This window comes from Pigmentiphaga litoralis, assembly GCF_013408655.1.
In the GTDB taxonomy this organism is placed as follows: domain Bacteria; phylum Pseudomonadota; class Gammaproteobacteria; order Burkholderiales; family Burkholderiaceae_B; genus Pigmentiphaga; species Pigmentiphaga litoralis_A.
Map to the genome: position 1 here is coordinate 602,010 of NZ_JACCBP010000002.1, position 16,187 is coordinate 618,196.

A 16,187-nucleotide genomic window follows, 5' to 3' on the forward strand; every position below is an offset into this window, starting at 1 on the left:
CTACTGACGCGGTGTAGAACACGCGCCCTAGTGTCATGGACTACTCCCCCTGCGGCCCAATCGAAAGACTGGGATCGTCCTTATTTCGGCTTGGGCACCGTCCAGAAGTAGACCTTGCGTCCGTTGACGTCCACCGTTTGTTCGGGCTCCCAATCGGGCATCTGGAAGGCGTGCGACACGATGCGGGTGCCGGGCTTGAGCTTGAGCAGGGTGGGCTTGAGCCTGGCGTTCAGGCCCGGCAGCAGGTACAGGCTGATCACCGTGGCAGGCCGCAGGTCCTGTTGAAACAGGTCGCCCTGCACGAAGCGCACCTTGTCGGTCACCTCGGCCGCCTTGGCATTCGCATTGGCTTCGGCGATGCGTTGCGGGTCGATGTCGAAACCCACGCCGCGCGTGCCGAACCGTTTGGCGGCCGTGACCGGGATGCGCCCGTCGCCGGACCCGAGATCATAGAGCACGTCGTCCGGGCCCACATTGGCCACCTTGAGCATGGCATCGACCACTTCCGGCGGCGTGGGCACGTAGATGACATCCGGCTTGCGAGCCGCCTGGGGCGGGCTGGCGGCATGCACGGCGGCAGGGGGTGTGGTGGCCAGCAGGGCAAGGGCAACGAGGGCGGCGGGCCAACCCAGGCGGGCAGTCAACATGGCGATCTCCATGGCGTTAGGTCAGTGCCGGATACGGCGGGTTCGAAGCGATCCGGTTCAGGCTCCGTGGTCGGCGTCGGCGGTGGTGGATGACGGGCCGCGGAACAGCAGCAGCACCGCGCCCGATGCCAGCACCCCCAGGCCGACCAAGGCGCCGATGCCGGTATGGACCAGGCTCGCGTACAGCAGGTAGCCGCTGCTGGCGCAGAACACCAGGGGCGTCAGCGGGTAGAGCGGCACCTTGAAGCGGCGGGGCAGGTCGGGCATGCGACGGCGCAGCACGAACAGGGCAATGCCGGTCAGCACAAAGAACAGCCAGAAGACCGGCGCCGTGTACTCGACCATGGTGGCAAAACCGCTGCGCGTGACGGCGCCCAGCAACACCAGGCCCAGCGCGATCGCGCCCTGGGCCAGCAGCGCATTCACGGGTGCGCCCTTGCCGGTATTCCAGACCCCCAGCGCCCGGAACATGGGCGTGTCACGGCCAAAGGCGTAATTGGTGCGGGCGCCGGTCAGGATCGTGGCGTTGGCCGACGTCAGGGCCGAAATGGCGATCAGGGTGCTGATCCACCCGGCGCCTTGCGGGCCGACCAGCGCGCGCATGGTGTCGGCGGCCACGGCGGACGATCCGGCCATGCCGCTCATGCCCAGGCCGTTCAGGTAAGCCAGGTTGACCAGCAGGTACAGCGCGGTGACGATGCAGAGGCTCCAGAACAGGGCGAGCGGCAAGGTGCGGCGCGGTCCGATGACTTCGGCCGATACATAGGCGGCTTCATTCCAGCCGCCATAGGTCAGCATCACGAAGATCAGCACCAGGCCCCATTGCGTGACAGCGGGGGCGGTGGACGTCGTGGCCGGCGCGGCGGGCGCTTCGGCCGGCGACAGCAGCAGGCCGGCGACGATGATCAGCACCACCCCGCCCACTTCGAGCAGCGTCAGCAGGTTCTGAGTCCACTTGCCCGACTTCAGCCCGACGATGTTGATGGCGGTCAGCACCACCACCATGACCGCGGCATACACCGCCGATGAATAGGGCCCGATGCTGACCACTTGCGATGCGTAATCGCCGAACACATATCCCAGCAGCGCGATCGATCCGGTCGGGATGATGGTCAGGCGCGCCCACGCAAACAGGAAGGACACCTTGTCGCCAAACGCCAGCCGCAGGTAGTGGTAGTCGCCGCCCGCGTGGGGATGCGCGGTGGCCAGCTCGGCGTAACACATGGCGCCGACCAGCGACAGCAGCCCGCCAAAGACCCATGCCATCAGCATGTGGCCCGGGGTGGCGGCATTGCCCGCAACCAGGGCCGGCGCGCTGAAGATGCCCGCGCCAATCACCAGTCCGACAACCAGTGCGATCGTGTCCAGCGTGGAGAGTTGGGGGCGAGGCTGATTGGCGGCGGTGGCTGAACCCGTGCCGGGAGGCAGGGCGCCCGAAGCAGGCAGAACCGACCCGGAGGTCTCGGAAGTCGCAGGACGCATGGGGCAGGACGCTCGCAGTGGGTAGAAGGGCCAGAGGAGAGGACAGGACGGACAAGCCGCCGTGATCCACCCGCGACTATGCCTTTGGACGCGCGGCCCCGTCATGCCCGTACATGAAAGCTTACAAAAGACTGAACGTGATCGTCAGTACGCGGATGGTCAGCCGGCTGATCTTCCGTAGGCTGATCTTCACTGTGCTGATGGTCAGTGTGCTGCTGTTGATGCGGCAACGTTCAATCCGGCTGCCCCGGATTGTGCAGCACGGAGTGCCGCCGCGAATACATCGCGTAAACCACGAGTCCGACCACCACCCAGATGCCGAACGCGATCCAGGTGACCCGCCCCAGGTGCGCCATTAGGAAGACGCAACTGGCGACGCCCAGCGCCGGAATCACCGGGACCCAGGGGCAGCGAAAGCCGCGCGGCAGATCCGGCCGGGTCCGGCGCAGCACCACCACGGCAATCGAAATGAGCGAGAACGCCGCCAGCGTGCCGATGTTGATCAGCTCGGCCAGGACACCCAACGGCACCCAGCCGGCGATCAGTGCAGACGCCATGCCGACGGTCCACGTCAGCCGCGTGGGCGTGGCGTAGCGCGGGTGCAGCGTGGCCAGTGACGCCGGCAAGAGCCCGTCGCGCGCCATGGCGTACAGGATGCGGGTCAGGCCGTAGCCCATCACCAGAATGACGGTGGTCATCCCGATGATGGCGCCCAGGTCGATGAAGCCCGCGAGCCACCCCTGGCCCGCCACCTGCAGCGCAAGGGACACCGGATGGTCCAGGTTCTGCGCGAACTCGGTGTAGGGCACGATGCCCGTCATGATCGCGGCCACCGACACATACAGCACGGTGCAGACGAACAACGAACCCAGGATGCCGCGCGGCAAGGCGCGCTGCGGATTGCGGACTTCTTCGGCGGACGACGCCACCGCATCGAAGCCCACGAAGGCATAGAACATCAGCGCCGCCCCGGTGTAGACGCCCTGCATGCCGAAGGGCATGTAGGGCTGCCAGTTCTCGGGCTTGACGTGAAAGACGCCCACGCCGATGAACAGCAGCACCACGGCCAGCTTGATCGCCACCATGATGTTGTTGACGCGCTTGGACGCCTTGATGCCAAGCGACAGCAGACCCGTGATCGCAGTCATGACCAGGAACGCGGGCAGGTTGAACACCGTGTCCCGCCCCGGAATCGCATTGGGCGCTGCCGTCAGCGTCGACGGCAGGTGCCAGCCAAATCCGGCGATCAGGGACTGGAAGTAGCCCGACCATCCCGCCGACACGGCCGCGGTGGCCAGGCCGAATTCCAGGATCAGCACCCAGCCCACCATCCAGGCGACCAGCTCGCCCAAGGTGGCGTAGGTATAGGTGTAGACCGAGCCGGCGACAGGAACGGTGGATGCGAATTCGGCGTAGGCCAACGCGCAGAAAAAGCAGGCGACGGCCGCCAGCACGAAGGACAACGAGAGGGCCGGCCCTGCAGTCAGGGCGCCTGTTCCGGTCAACACGAAGATGCCCGAACCCACCACGGCCCCGACGCCGAGCAGGATCAGATCCAGCGTGGTCAGGGACTTGACGAGCCCTGCGTCGGCGCGCTGCGCCAGCATGAGGTCGATGCTCTTGGTTCGGAACAGGCTCATGGACGACTCCGCGACAAGGAAAGTCCATGATATGTCGCGGGTTTGCGGGAAGGCTACGCCGGGCTTGCAACAAAAACGGCGGAACACTGGCGGTACGGCAATGTGCTGCAGAGACGCCCGCCGGTGTTGCCTATCAGGCCATCGCCGCTTCCGGCGACGTGACCGTTTCTTCGGTCGTGGCGCGGCGCAGCTCGCGGCGGGTCGCCATGTCGAAGGCACGGCCGCGGTGCAGGGTGGCGGTGTTGTCCCACATCACCAGGTCGCCCACCTGCCATTCATGGGCGTACACGAACTGCCGCTGGGTGGCGTGTTCGAGCAGGTCCAGCAGCAGCATGCGGCCTTCGGCCACGGTCATGCCTTCGATCTCGCACGCATGGATGCCGACGAACAGGATCTTGCGGCCCGAGCGCGGATCGGTCTGTACCAGTGGCCACGCCACCGGCGGGATCGCATTGCGCTGTTCTTCCGTGTACTGCGTATCGCCGAGCAAAAAACGCGAGTGCAGCGCGTAGTGGATGGCCTTCAGATCCTGCAGCGCCGTTTGTTGCGCAGCGGGCAGGGCGTCATGGGCGGCGCGCAGGTCCGCGAATTCCGTGTTGCCGCCGGACCCGGGCAGCGAGACGGCCGACAGCATCGAATACTTGGCGCGTGGCCGCTGGAAGGAACTGTCGCTGTGCCACAGCTGGTTGGCGATATTGCTGACGATCTTGGCGTGATTGCGATCCGCCAGCGCGCCGTCGGGCGTCACGTTGGAAATGTCGGCCAGCTCCGCATAGTCGAAACGATGGGCGCCGCCCTTGACCTTGCGCAGGCCCAGATCCAGCGGACCAAAGGACGTCGCAAAAGTCATCTGCTGCGCCTGGGTGACCGGCTGGCCACGGAACACCAGCACGCCGTATTGGTCCATCGCGGCTTCGATCGCGCGCACCTGCGCGTCGTCCAGCGGCTGGGTAATGTCGATGCCGGTGGCTTCGGCGGCAAAGCCTTGGGTCAGGGGAGTGAGTTGCAGGCTCATGTCAGGCTCCAGAAAAAGGAATCAGGTCAGATAAACAGGTGGGGAGGGGAAGAGGGGCCGGATCGCGTCATTCCGGCTTGATGTGCGCATTGGCAACGACCTTGCGCCACTTTTCGATCTCGCTATGGATGAGCGTCGTGTATTGCTCGGCGGTCGAGCCCACGGGCTCCATGCCCAGCTGCATCATGCGGGCGCTCAGTTCCGGCGCCTTCACCAGGGCGGCGATGTCGGCGCTGATGCGCTGGCGTAGCGCGGCCGGCACGCCGGCGGGTTCCACGATGCCGATGGTGCTCATGGCTGAAAAGCCCTTGACCGTCTCGCCGATCAGCGGCACGTCGGGCCGGATGGCGGCGCGGGTCGGACTGGCCAGCGCAATCAGCTTGAGCTTGCGTTCGTCCACGAAGGGCAGCGCCGAAAACATGACGTCGAACAACAGTTGCACGCGTCCCCCCACCACATCCTGCTGCGCCGGACTGCTGCCTTTGTAGGGCACGTGGACCAGGTCGATGCCCGCCATGTCATTGAGCATTTCGCCTGCCAGGTGGGGGCCGGTGCCGACGCCCGCGGTCGCGTAGCTCAGCTTGCCGGGATGCTTTTTGGCATAGGCGATCAGCTCCGGAATCGAATTGATTTCCAGCGACGGATGCGCGAACAGGCCAAAGTGGGTCAGGGCCACCTGCGACACCGCATCGATGTCCTTCTTGGTGTCGTACGGGATCGCCGGCTGCAGGCTGGGGTTGATCATCAGTGCACTGACCGCCATGCCGAGCGTGTAGCCATCGGGCGGCGACTTGGCCACGATGTTGATGCCCGTGATCGTGCCGCCGCCCGGCTTGTATTCGACAACGACGGGTTGCTGCCACGCGGCCTGCATCTTTTCGGCCATCAACCGCGCAATGATGTCGGTCGGGCCACCGGGCGCGAAGGGCACGATCAGCTTGACGGGCCGGGTGGGCCAGGCGGCGTCGGGCTGGGCATGGGCAAAACCGGGCAGGCTGGCGGCAGGCAGGGCCAGGCCGGCGCCCAGCAGGCTCAGGACGCGTCGCCGTTGGACGCGATGCATGTCGCCGGCCTGCAGGTCCTCGCCCTGCATGGCTTCATTCAAGGCAATGCCGTGCTTGCCGGCGCGTGGCCCTTCAGTGCGAAAGGGGGTCTCCATGGGTGTCTCCTCGTGGGGTGGAACGCCGCCGTCCTTGCTTTGAGGAGGCGGGGGGAAGTGCGGGGGATGCGGGGGGAAGTGCGGAGGGCGCCGCCTGCGCGTCCTGCCAGGCCATCAGTTCGCTGCCCGACAGGCCGCCGACATCGGCAGCGAATGCAGCGGCTGCCGCGATCAGCCGGGGGATGACGACATCGCGCAACTTGTCAGGGTTGGTCAGGAAGGAAGGGCTGCCGCAATTCAGGCTGAAGACCTCGCCGCTCGGCACACGGATCGGCACCGCGGCAGCGTTGGTGTCGGCCTGCCATTCGCCCAGCGACACCGCGTAGCCGACGCGGCGCGCCTTGCGCAGCGCGGCCTCCAGCCGGGGCGCCAGGTCGGGGTGGCCGGCAAGGTGGCCGCCGGCCTGCAACTCGGCCAGCACGGCGTCGCGCGTGGTTGCGTCGACGCCGGCCAGCCACGCGCGGCCCAGGGCGGACGTGGCCAGTGACATGCGCGTGCCGACATCGGCGCCCAGATAGGCGACGGCCGACCGGGCGCGCGCCGCTTCGACCACGAGCACGTCCTTGCCATCGCGCAAGGCCAGGAAGGCGGATGCGCTGCACGCTTCGGCCAGCGCCACCAGGTGCGGCCGCACCCAGCGCCGCGCGTCGATCTTGCCCAAAAAAGATTGCGCCAGGCGCACCACCCCGGCGGCCAGTTCGTACTTGTCGGAATCCGGACAGGGCCGCAACTGGCCCAGTGCGACCAGGGTCGAGATCAGCCGATAGGCCGTGGGCCGCGGAATGCCCGTGGCCTGCGCCACGTCGCCGTTGCCCAGGGGCCGGCCCGCCGCGGCGAAACATTCGAGCACGGCAAAGCCGCGTTCAAGGGCGTTGACAGGGATGGGCGGGACGGTATGGCGGCGCATGGCGGACTCGGGGCGAAGAGCTCCGACCATAAAAGACGCCATGCACTGCCACAAGTAAATTCAAAAACCGTTTTCATTTTTGCGGTTTAAGCGCGTTCGCGTCATCCGTCGCCGCCGGCCCAATGGCCCCCCGCGTCAATCCGCGCGCGCGAACAGCGCGTGGACCAACTCCCGCATCCACCGGTGCGCTGGATCTTTCTCAGTGCTGGCATGCCACACCAGCCGGACTTCATACGCCGGGGCATCGGCCAGTTCCCAGGTCGAAAGGTCGTGCCGCTGTTGCAGGCTGCGCGCGTACATGTCGGGCACGATCGCCAGCATGTCGGTCGTCAGTGCGATCTCGGGCAACGCGCCAAAGTGCCGCACGCGCATCACGATCCGGTCCGACATCTTCATGCGCGCCAGCATTTCTTCGACGCCGCTATGGAAGGTCGCGGTCGGGGACGACACCACCAGCGCCGCCTGCGCCAGGTCCCCGCGCGTCAGCACGCGGCTGCGGCGCCGCGCCGCCGCCAGCTTCACCCCCGCCGGCCGCCACGACGGCGACGCGATCGCCACATACCGTTCGCGGAACAGCAGGTCGGTGCGGATGCCGCGATGGCGCGGCTGCAGGATGCCGATCGCGCAGTCAATCTCGCGGTTGTCGAGCGCCGCCGCCACGTCGGCCGCCCCCACTGAAATATTGGACAGATGCGCGTGCGGCGCCTGCCTGCGCAATGCGGCGGCCAGCGGGGGCAGGAACATCATCTCGCCCAGGTCCGACATCGACATCTGCCAGCGCATCGGGCTGGTGGCCGGATCGAACGCGTCATGCCCGGCCACCGCGATCTCCAGCGCCTGCAACTGCGCCAGCACGGCCGGAGCCACGCGCTCGCACAGGCGTGTCGCCTTCAGTCCTGTGGGGGACCGCACGAACAGTTCGTCATCAAAGAAATGCCGCAGGCGCGCCAGCGCGTTGCTGGTCGCGGGCTGCGACAAGGACAGCGCCTTGCTCGCGGCCGTGACCGACCGGGTGCGATGGATGGTCGCCAGCACACGAAGCAGATTCAGGTCCAGCTGACGGAAATTCATGGCGTCTCCAGGCCGCCGGACGCGTCTCAGGGTTGGTCCGGATTATTCATCGCATCAATGTAGCGCATGTGAAAAAACCATTAGTCAGATGACGGCGGCCTCCGTAAATTTCACTGGCGCCGCAGAGCGCGATCCACCATTCGCATTCTCAGGAGGCCGTCATGGCAGAACGTTCATTCGCCAAGGAAGTGGAAAAACTGCGCCTGGGGGACGGCGAAGAATTCCGCGGCGAAGGCATCCTGGCCGTGACCAAGGCGCTGCTGCAGTCGGGCGTGTCGTACGTGGCCGGTTACCAGGGCGCGCCGATCTCGCACCTGATGGATGTGCTGACCGATGCGAATGACATCCTCAACGAACTGGGGGTGCACTTCGAGCACAGCGCGTCTGAAGCCACTGCCACGGCCACGTTGGCGGCCTCGGTCAATTACCCGCTGCGCGGCGCGGTCACCTTCAAGTCCACGGTCGGCACCAACGTCGCGTCCGACGCGCTGGCCAACCTGGCGTCGGGCGGGGTCACGGGCGGCGCCCTGCTGATCGTGGGCGAAGACTATGGCGAAGGGTCCAGCATCATGCAGGAACGCTCGCATGCCTTCGCGATGAAGTCGCAGGTCTGGCTGCTGGATCCGCGGCCCAATCTGGTCAGCATGGTCAATGCGGTGCAGCAGGGCTTTGAACTGTCCGAGGCCAGCAATACGCCGGTGATGCTGGAACTGCGCATCCGCGCCTGTCATGTCCACGGGCGCTTTCCGACGCGCGACAACGTGCGGCCCTCATTCACTTTGAAGGACGCGATCGAAGCCCCGGTGCGTGACGTGAACCGCATCGTGCTGCCGCCTGCCAGCTATCTGCACGAACAGGAAAAGATCAGCCGCCGCTGGCCGGCCGCGATCCAGTACATCCAGGACCATCACCTGAATGAATTCTTTGGCGAAGGCGCGGCAGACGTCGGCATCGTCATGCAGGGCGGCCTGTACAACGCGGTGCTGCGCGGGCTGGAACTGCTGGGCCTGGCCGATGCCTTCGGCAATTCGCGCATTCCGCTGTATGTGCTGAACGTGACCTATCCGCTGGTCGATGCCGAATTCACGTCGTTTTGCGCCGGCAAGCGCGCGATCCTGATCGTCGAAGAAGGGCAGCCGGACTTTATCGAGCAGGCGGTGCATGCCATCCTGCGCCGCGCCGACGTGCAGACCAAGGTGCACGGCAAGGACATGCTGACCCTGGCGGGCGAATACACCGGCGGCGTGGTGGTGAAGGGACTGGCAGCGTTCCTGACCCGGCATCTGCCCGACCGCTTGGTTGACCGCCCGCTGCCCGTCGCCGCAAGGCCCGCGCCTGCCCCGGCGCGGCTGGAAGGCAACCCCAAGGCCTTTGCGATCCAGGCCGCGGCCAGCCAGGTGCAGGGCCGGCCGCCGTCGTTCTGTACGGGCTGTCCGGAACGGCCGATCTTTACGGCCATGAAGCTGATCGAACGCGAACTGGGCACCCATCACGTCAGCTGCGACATTGGCTGCCATCTGTTCTCGGTGCTGCCGCCGTTCAACATCGGCGCGACCACCATGGGCTACGGCCTGGGCTGGGCAGGCGCGTCGGCGTTCAACAGCGGCGATACCGCCAAACGCACGATCGCGATCATGGGCGACGGCGGCTTCTGGCACAACGGCCTGACCAGCGGCGTCGGCAATGCCGTGTTCAATGAGACCGACAACGTGTTGGTTGTGATCGACAACGGATATTCCGCGGCCACCGGCGGGCAGGACGTGCTGTCGTCCAAGGCCGCCAACGCGATCCGCAGCACCAACAACCCGATCGAAAAGGCCGTGCGCGGCGTGGGTGTGAAATGGGTGCGGACGGTGGACGACACCTACAGTCTGACCCGCATGCGCGATGCCTTGCGCGAAGCGCTGACCACCCCGGCCAAAGGCCCGAAGGTGATCGTGGCGCAGAGCGAATGCATGCTGAATCGCCAGCGCCGCGAAAAGCCGCTGGTGCGCAAGCAGATCGCCGATGGCGGCCGCGTGGTACGCGAGCGTTTCGGCATCGACCCCGACACCTGTACTGGCGACCATTCCTGTATCCGGCTGTCGGGCTGCCCGTCGTTGACGATCAAGCCCAACCCTGATCCGCTGCGTACCGACCCGATCGCTACGGTGATCGACAGTTGTGTGGGCTGCGGCCTGTGCGGCGAAGTGGCGCATGCCGCCGTGCTGTGCCCGTCGTTCTACCGCGCCGGCATCATCAACAACCCCACCCGCTGGGACCGCTTCAAGCTGCGCCTGCGCACCGCCGTGATCGGCGCCCTGCAGGACCGTATCGCCCGCCGTCTGGAAGGAATCGCAGCATGAGTTCACCCCGCGCCATCACGATTGCGATCCTGGCCATGGGGGGCGAGGGCGGCGGCGTGCTTGCCGACTGGCTGGTGGACCTGGCCGAAGCCAATGGCTATCTGGCCCAGACCACGTCCGTGCCGGGCGTCGCCCAGCGCACGGGCGCCACCATCTATTACCTGGAGATGTTCCCCGAGGCGGCCGTGCCCGCGGGCGAAGCGCCCGTGCTGGGCCTGAGCCCGGTGCCTGGCGAAGTCGATATCGTCATTGCATCGGAACTGATGGAAGCCGGCCGCGCCGTGCAGCGGGGGCTGGTGACCGCCGACCGCACCACCTTCATCGCGTCGAGCCATCGGGTGTATTCGATGACGGAACGCACCGCGATGGGGGATGACCGCGTCGACGCCAACAAGCTGATTGCGGGTGGCCGCGCCGCGGCGCGCCGTTTCGTGACCGCGGACTTTGCGACGCTGGCCGAGCGCACCGGCAGCCCGATCAGCCCGGCGCTGTATGGCGCGCTGGCCGCGACCGGCGCATTGCCCTTCACGCGGGAACAGTTCGAAGACACCATTCGCCGCGGCGGGGTCGGGGTCAAGCCCAGCCTGATGGCGTTTGGCGCGGGGTTCGATGCCGCGGTAATCGATGCCGCCCCCTCGGCGGACATGGCGGCGGCCATCCCTCTGAACACCCCCCAGGTGGGCGCACGCCTCACGACCCTGTCCGACCGCATCCGCCGCGATTTTCCGGCAGCTGTGCACAAGACCCTGCATGCCGGCATCGTGCGCTGCGCCGACTACCAGGACGTGCCCTACGCGGCCGCCTACCTGGACCGGCTGGCGGCCTTGCAGTCGGCGATCCCGCATAACCCAGCCGACGGCGCACCCCACACCCTGCTGAACGAAGCTGCCCGCCACCTTGCCCTGTGGATGACGTACGAAGACACCGTGCGCGTGGCCGACCTCAAGACGCGGAGGTCGCGCTTCGCCCGGGTCAGCGGCGAAGTGCGCCTGACCCCCAAACAGCAACTGGACATCAACGAATTCCTGCACCCCCGCCTGGAAGAAATCGCGGACACCTTGCCCGCCGGACTGGGCCGCTGGCTGCTGAAATCGCGCGCGGCGCGTGTCTGTGTCGAACCCTTCCTGAAGCAGGGCAGGGTGGTGCAGACCACGTCGATCCGCGGCTTTCTGCTGCTGTACACGATCGCGTCCATGCGGGGCATGCGGCCCAAGTCCCTGCGCTTCCAGGTCGAACATCAACGTATCGACGATTGGCTGGCGACCGTGACAAGCCTGCTGCCCGATCACCCCGATCTGGCCGAACAGGTGGTGCGCGCGCAGCGCCTCGTCAAAGGCTATGGCGACACGCATCATCGCGGCTGGAACAGCTATCAGCGCGTGACCGCGATGCTGCCGGCGCTTCGGACCTTGCCCGATGGCGCGGCGCAGATGCAGGCGCTGATCGCCGCGGCACTGGCCGACGACAGCGGCCGCGCACTGGCTTCGGCCATCGACGCACTGGCCAACGCGCCCGTCCAGCGGCCCACGCAAGCCTTCGCGCACTGACGCCACGACGCCGACGCGGCATGACTTCCCACCCCTTTCCGCATCCCCGACCCCGCACGTAAGTGCCGATTGACCGCCTTGCCGCAGTTCCCGATGATCGTTGCACCTGACAATGATGGAGACACCCCCATGACATCCCGCGTTCCGACTTCTCGCGTCTTGCCCTCCGGCCTGCTGACCCGCCTTGCCGTCCTGCTTGCCGCCGCCGCGGTGTCCACGGGCGCCATCGCCCAGGAACGCACGCTGCGCCTGGTCAGTGGCTTTCCGGAAAACGGCATCTACGTGCAGCGCCTGTTGCCGTGGATCAAGCAGTTCAATACCGAAGGCAAGGGGGTGCTGCAGATCAACTTCCTGGGCGGCCCCAAGGCCATTCCGGCATTTGAAGTCGGCAACGCGGTCAAGACGGGCGTGGTGGACATGGCGCTGACGACCGGGGCGTTCTACACCAACGTCATGCCCGAAGCGGACTTTCTGAAACTGACGCAGGTGTCGGTGGTCGAGCAGCGCAAGAACGGGGCGTTCGACGCCATCAACAAGGTCTGGAACGAGAAGGGCAACATGCAGTACCTGGCCCGCGTGGTCGAAAACCAGCCCTTCCATATCTACACGAACAAGAAGATCGACAAGCCCGACCTGACGGGCCAGAAGATCCGCATCTCGCCGGTGTATCGCGACTTCTTCCAGGCGCTCAATGCCAACGTGGTGACGACTGCGCCGGGCGAGGTCTATACGGCGCTGGAACGCGGCGTGGTCGATGGCTACGGCTGGCCGATTGGCGGCATCTTCGATCTGAATTGGCATGAAAAAACCAAGTTCCGTGTCGACCCCGGCTTCTACGATGCTGAAGTCTCGTTGATCATGAACCTGCCCTCGTTCAAGAAACTGACGGACGCACAGCGCGCTTTCCTCGACAAGCAGCTGGCGGCGTACGAAGCCGGCAATGCCTTCTGGACCCAGTACGGCAAGGACGAGGCCGCGCGCCAGGAAAAGGCTGGCATCCAGACCATCCGCTTTGACGAGGCCACGGCCAAGAGCTTCCGCGACAAGGCCTATGACATCGGCTGGGCGGGCGCGGCCAAGCAGAGCCCCGACATTGCGGCGCGCTTCAAGCCCCTGTTCTCGTCGCCTGCCGCGAAATGACGCAGCCGGGTGCGATCGCGCGGGCGTCGGTCCGCTATGGGCGCGCGCTGGAGGCGCTGGCCATGGTGGGTTTCGCGCTGCTGCTCGCCATGATGCTGATCATCGTGGTCGACGTGGCGCTGCGCAACCTGGCCATTCCCGGCCTGCCGCAAGGCCTGGCCTGGAGCAACGAGGTGTCCGAACTCATGCTCTATCTGATGACGATGTGCGTCGCGCCCTGGCTGCTGCGCCAGGGGCAGCACATTCGCGTCGACATCCTGTTGCAGGCGCTGCCCAAGCGGCTGGCGTGGACCCTGGAATGGATAGGCGACACGATCGGCCTGGCCTGTTGCCTGGTGATTGCCTGGGTCGGTGCGGGATCAGCCTGGTCCAGCTACCTGGCCGGCTCGGTCAACATCAAGACGCTGGTGACACCCGAGTGGTGGTCGCTGGCGCCCCTGCCGATCGCCTTCGTGCTGCTGGCCATCGAGATGCTGTTTCGCATGCATCGGCTGTGGCAGGGTGAACGCGCGCCGCGCAGCGATGCAGTGAGCGCAGCATGAGCTGGGAATTTGCGGCGTGGCTGCTGCTGGGCGGCTCGACGGTGCTGCTGTTTATCGGCATGCCGGTGGCCCTGACCTTCATCACCATCAACATCGTAGGGGCCTGGCTCTACATGGGCGGCGAAGTCGGCCTGACGCAACTGGCGCGCAGCAGCGTCAGTTCGGTCGCGGCGTTCTCGCTCACCCCGATTCCTCTTTTCGTGCTGATGGGCGAGATCCTGTTCCACACCGGTCTGGCCATGAAGGTGATCGAAGGGGTCGAGCGTCTGATCACGCGCCTGCCGGGCCGGCTGGCGGTCGTGGCCGTCGTGGCCGGCACGGTGTTCTCGGCGATTTCGGGGTCGACCATCGCCACCACGGCCATGTTGGGGTCGCTGATGCTGCCGGTCATGCTGGCACGTGGCTATCACCCCAAGATCGCCACCGGCCCGATCATGGCCATCGGCGCGGTGGACATGCTGATCCCGCCGTCCGCGCTGACCGTGTTGCTGGGGTCGCTGTCGGGCATCTCGATCTCCAAGCTGCTGATTGGCGGCGTGATGCCGGGCGTGATCCTGTCGATCTCGTTCGTGATGTGGATCGTGATCCGCGTCAAGATCAGCCCGCACCTGGCGCCCGACGACGGCGAAGGCTCCCGTCACAGGGGGTGGGATCGCTGGCGCCTGTTCTTTGCATACGTGCTGCCAACCCTGTCGATCTTCGGCGTGGTGGTGGGCGCGTTGGCTGCGGGCTGGGCCACGCCGACCGAGTGCGCCGCGCTGGGTGCGTTCGCCACCATGGTCCTGGCGATGGCCTACCGGGTGCTGACGTGGGACGCGGTGTTGAAGTCGCTGCGGGGCACGGCGGGCATCTCGGGAATGATCCTGTTCATCATCCTGGGCGCAACGACCTTTGCGCAGATCCTGTCGTTCTCGGGCGCCAGCAATGGCCTGGTCGAGATGATCACCGGGCGGGGCCTGTCTACCGGCATGATCGTGGCGGGCATGATGCTGATGCTTATCTTTCTGGGCATTTTCGTCGACCAAGTCAGCATGATGATGATCACGCTGCCGATCTTCATGCCGGTGGTGCAGGCCTTGGGGATCGACCCGGTGTGGTTCGGGGTGCTGTTCCTGATCTGCATGCAACTGGGTCTGCTGTTGCCCCCGCACGGGTTGCTGCTGATGACCATGCGGGGCGTGGCGCCGCCCCAGGTCACCATGGCGCACATCTTCGTGGCCGTGGTGCCCTATGTGGCGATGAGCCTGTTGCTGCTCGCGGCGGTGTTCTTCATTCCGGGGATCGCCACCTGGTTGCCAGGCAGGATAGGCTAGGGCAGGGAGGGCGGTGGGCGGTGTATGCTCTTGAACCTTCAGGGTACTGATGGTTTTCGGCCCCGCTCCCGCACTCTCATAATGACAACTCCGCTAGCCGAGCCTGTGGCTCAGTCGGTCCCGCCGGTACCGACCCGTCTTTCCGTCTTTCTGCTGGCCATGGCATCGTTTGCCAGCGCATGCGCCTTCCGGATCGGTGACCCGCTGCTGCCGCAGCTGTCCGTCGAATTCGGCACCACTCCCAGCATTGCCGCCCACGTCGTCACTGTGTTCGCGATCGCCTATGGCATTGCGCAGTTCTTCTATGGACCGCTGGGCGACCGTATCGGCAAGTACCGCACGATCACGCTGGCCACGCTCTTCTGTTCGGTCGGCAGCATCGGCGCCGCGCTGGCTCCTTCTCTGGATGTGCTGGTGTTCTGCCGGGTGCTGTCGGGCATTGGTGGCGCGGGGGTGATGCCGCTGGCGCTGGCCTGGCTGGGCGACAGCGTGCCCTATGAACGGCGGCAGGCGACCATGGCGCGCTTCCTGGTCGGTTCGATCACCGGCATTGCGGGCGGGCAGGTGATTGGCGGGCTGTTCGCCGACACCTTGGGATGGCGATCCGGCTTCGTGTTCCTGGCCACCATGTATCTGTGTGCAGGCGTCGCGCTGCATGTGTTCCGGCCGGCCGGGCAGGTGGTCCCGCCACGTCGTCCAGGCCATCTGTTTTCGACCGTGGCCCATCTTTTTTCGGTCAAGTGGGCGCGGGTCATCATCCTGGCCGGCTTCCTGGAAGGCGCCATCGTCTTCGGCATCCTGGCCTTCGTGCCCAGTTATCTGCAGACGCGCTTTGGTGTGTCGGCCACCGTCGCAGGCGCCACGGGCGCCGTGTTCGCGGTGGGCGGCTATCTGTATGTGGCGGTCGCCAACTGGTTCGTACCCTGGCTGGGCGAACGCAAGATGGTGCTGACCGGCGGCTTCGTGCTCGCGCTGGCCTTCCTGACCCTGCTGATCGGATGGTCGTGGACCTTTGCATTGCCGGCCGGACTGCTGTGCGGCTTTGGCTACTACCTGGTGCACAGCACCCTGCAGACGCAGGCCACGCAGATGGCGCCGCAGATCCGCGGCACGGCGGTGGCGATGTTCGCGTCCTTCCTGTTCACTGGCCAGTCGCTGGGTGTGTGGGCCGTGTCGCAGATCGATGCGCATGTGGGCGTGTCGTGGGCGTTTGCGCTTGCCATGGTCATGATGCCGATGGTGACGATCGCGCTTGCGACCGCGATGCGGCGGCGCAAGCGGCTGGTGGGATGAATCTGCTTATTCGTTTTTTGATCTAACCATAGAAAGAATGCGTTGTTTGAGTTGTTAGCCTGACTGCCTATATTGGTGACCTGGGG

General features: G+C 66.0%; 13 protein-coding genes. 6 read left to right on the forward strand and 7 right to left on the reverse strand.

Annotated features, from left to right (window positions below; genetic code table 11):
• Nucleotides 1-80: 80 nt before the first annotated feature.
• The 7 genes from HD883_RS22815 to HD883_RS22845 all read right to left on the reverse strand — a co-directional run bounded on the left by HD883_RS22815 (nt 81) and on the right by HD883_RS22845 (nt 7,921).
• Nucleotides 81-647, reverse strand: coding sequence for an SAM-dependent methyltransferase (locus tag HD883_RS22815; RefSeq protein WP_179589256.1), 567 nt, complete (start codon nt 645-647; stop codon nt 81-83).
• Between the two features lie 57 nt (nt 648-704).
• Nucleotides 705-2,129, reverse strand: a complete 1,425-nt coding sequence (locus tag HD883_RS22820; RefSeq protein ID WP_179589257.1) for an APC family permease — start codon at nt 2,127-2,129, stop codon at nt 705-707.
• A gap of 233 nt (nt 2,130-2,362) precedes the next feature.
• Nucleotides 2,363-3,769 (reverse strand): amino acid permease, encoded by a 1,407-nt coding sequence (locus tag HD883_RS22825; RefSeq protein ID WP_179589258.1) that lies wholly within the window; start codon nt 3,767-3,769, stop codon nt 2,363-2,365.
• Between the two features lie 133 nt (nt 3,770-3,902).
• Nucleotides 3,903-4,784 carry a TauD/TfdA dioxygenase family protein gene (locus HD883_RS22830; protein WP_179589259.1) on the reverse strand — a complete coding sequence of 294 codons (882 nt, stop codon included), beginning with the start codon at nt 4,782-4,784 and terminating at the stop codon, nt 3,903-3,905.
• Between the two features lie 67 nt (nt 4,785-4,851).
• Nucleotides 4,852-5,943 carry a tripartite tricarboxylate transporter substrate binding protein gene (locus HD883_RS22835; protein WP_257022603.1) on the reverse strand — a complete coding sequence of 364 codons (1,092 nt, stop codon included), beginning with the start codon at nt 5,941-5,943 and terminating at the stop codon, nt 4,852-4,854.
• A complete protein-coding gene (locus tag HD883_RS22840) occupies nt 5,921-6,850 on the reverse strand; it encodes an IclR family transcriptional regulator (RefSeq protein ID WP_179589260.1) in 930 nt (309 codons plus the stop codon). The genes HD883_RS22835 and HD883_RS22840 overlap by 23 nt, the downstream gene beginning before the upstream one ends.
• A 135-nt stretch (nt 6,851-6,985) precedes the next feature.
• Nucleotides 6,986-7,921: a LysR family transcriptional regulator gene (locus HD883_RS22845; protein WP_179589261.1), complete on the reverse strand. Its 936-nt coding sequence runs from the start codon at nt 7,919-7,921 to the stop codon at nt 6,986-6,988.
• A gap of 161 nt (nt 7,922-8,082) precedes the next feature.
• Here HD883_RS22845 and HD883_RS22850 point away from each other — a divergent pair, with 161 nt between their 5' ends.
• The 6 genes from HD883_RS22850 (at nt 8,083) to HD883_RS22875 (ending at nt 16,101) form a co-directional block, all read left to right on the forward strand.
• Nucleotides 8,083-10,266: a thiamine pyrophosphate-dependent enzyme gene (locus HD883_RS22850; protein ID WP_179589262.1), complete on the forward strand. Its 2,184-nt coding sequence runs from the start codon at nt 8,083-8,085 to the stop codon at nt 10,264-10,266.
• Complete coding sequence (locus HD883_RS22855) at nt 10,263-11,813, forward strand: indolepyruvate oxidoreductase subunit beta family protein (RefSeq protein WP_179589263.1); 1,551 nt, start codon at nt 10,263-10,265, stop codon at nt 11,811-11,813. Before HD883_RS22850 ends, HD883_RS22855 begins: the two co-directional genes overlap by 4 nt.
• Before the next feature lie 129 nt (nt 11,814-11,942).
• Entirely contained in the window at nt 11,943-12,953 is a 1,011-nt protein-coding gene (gene dctP, locus HD883_RS22860; RefSeq protein WP_179589264.1) for a TRAP transporter substrate-binding protein DctP, read from the forward strand.
• Nucleotides 12,950-13,495, forward strand: coding sequence for a TRAP transporter small permease (locus HD883_RS22865; RefSeq protein ID WP_218863571.1), 546 nt, complete (start codon nt 12,950-12,952; stop codon nt 13,493-13,495). Before dctP ends, HD883_RS22865 begins: the two co-directional genes overlap by 4 nt.
• On the forward strand, nt 13,492-14,808 hold the full coding sequence (locus tag HD883_RS22870; RefSeq protein ID WP_179589265.1) for a TRAP transporter large permease: 1,317 nt from the start codon (nt 13,492-13,494) through the stop codon (nt 14,806-14,808). The genes HD883_RS22865 and HD883_RS22870 overlap by 4 nt, the downstream gene beginning before the upstream one ends.
• Nucleotides 14,809-14,889: 81 nt before the next feature.
• Entirely contained in the window at nt 14,890-16,101 is a 1,212-nt protein-coding gene (locus HD883_RS22875) for an MFS transporter (protein WP_179589266.1), read from the forward strand.
• Nucleotides 16,102-16,187 lie beyond the last annotated feature (86 nt).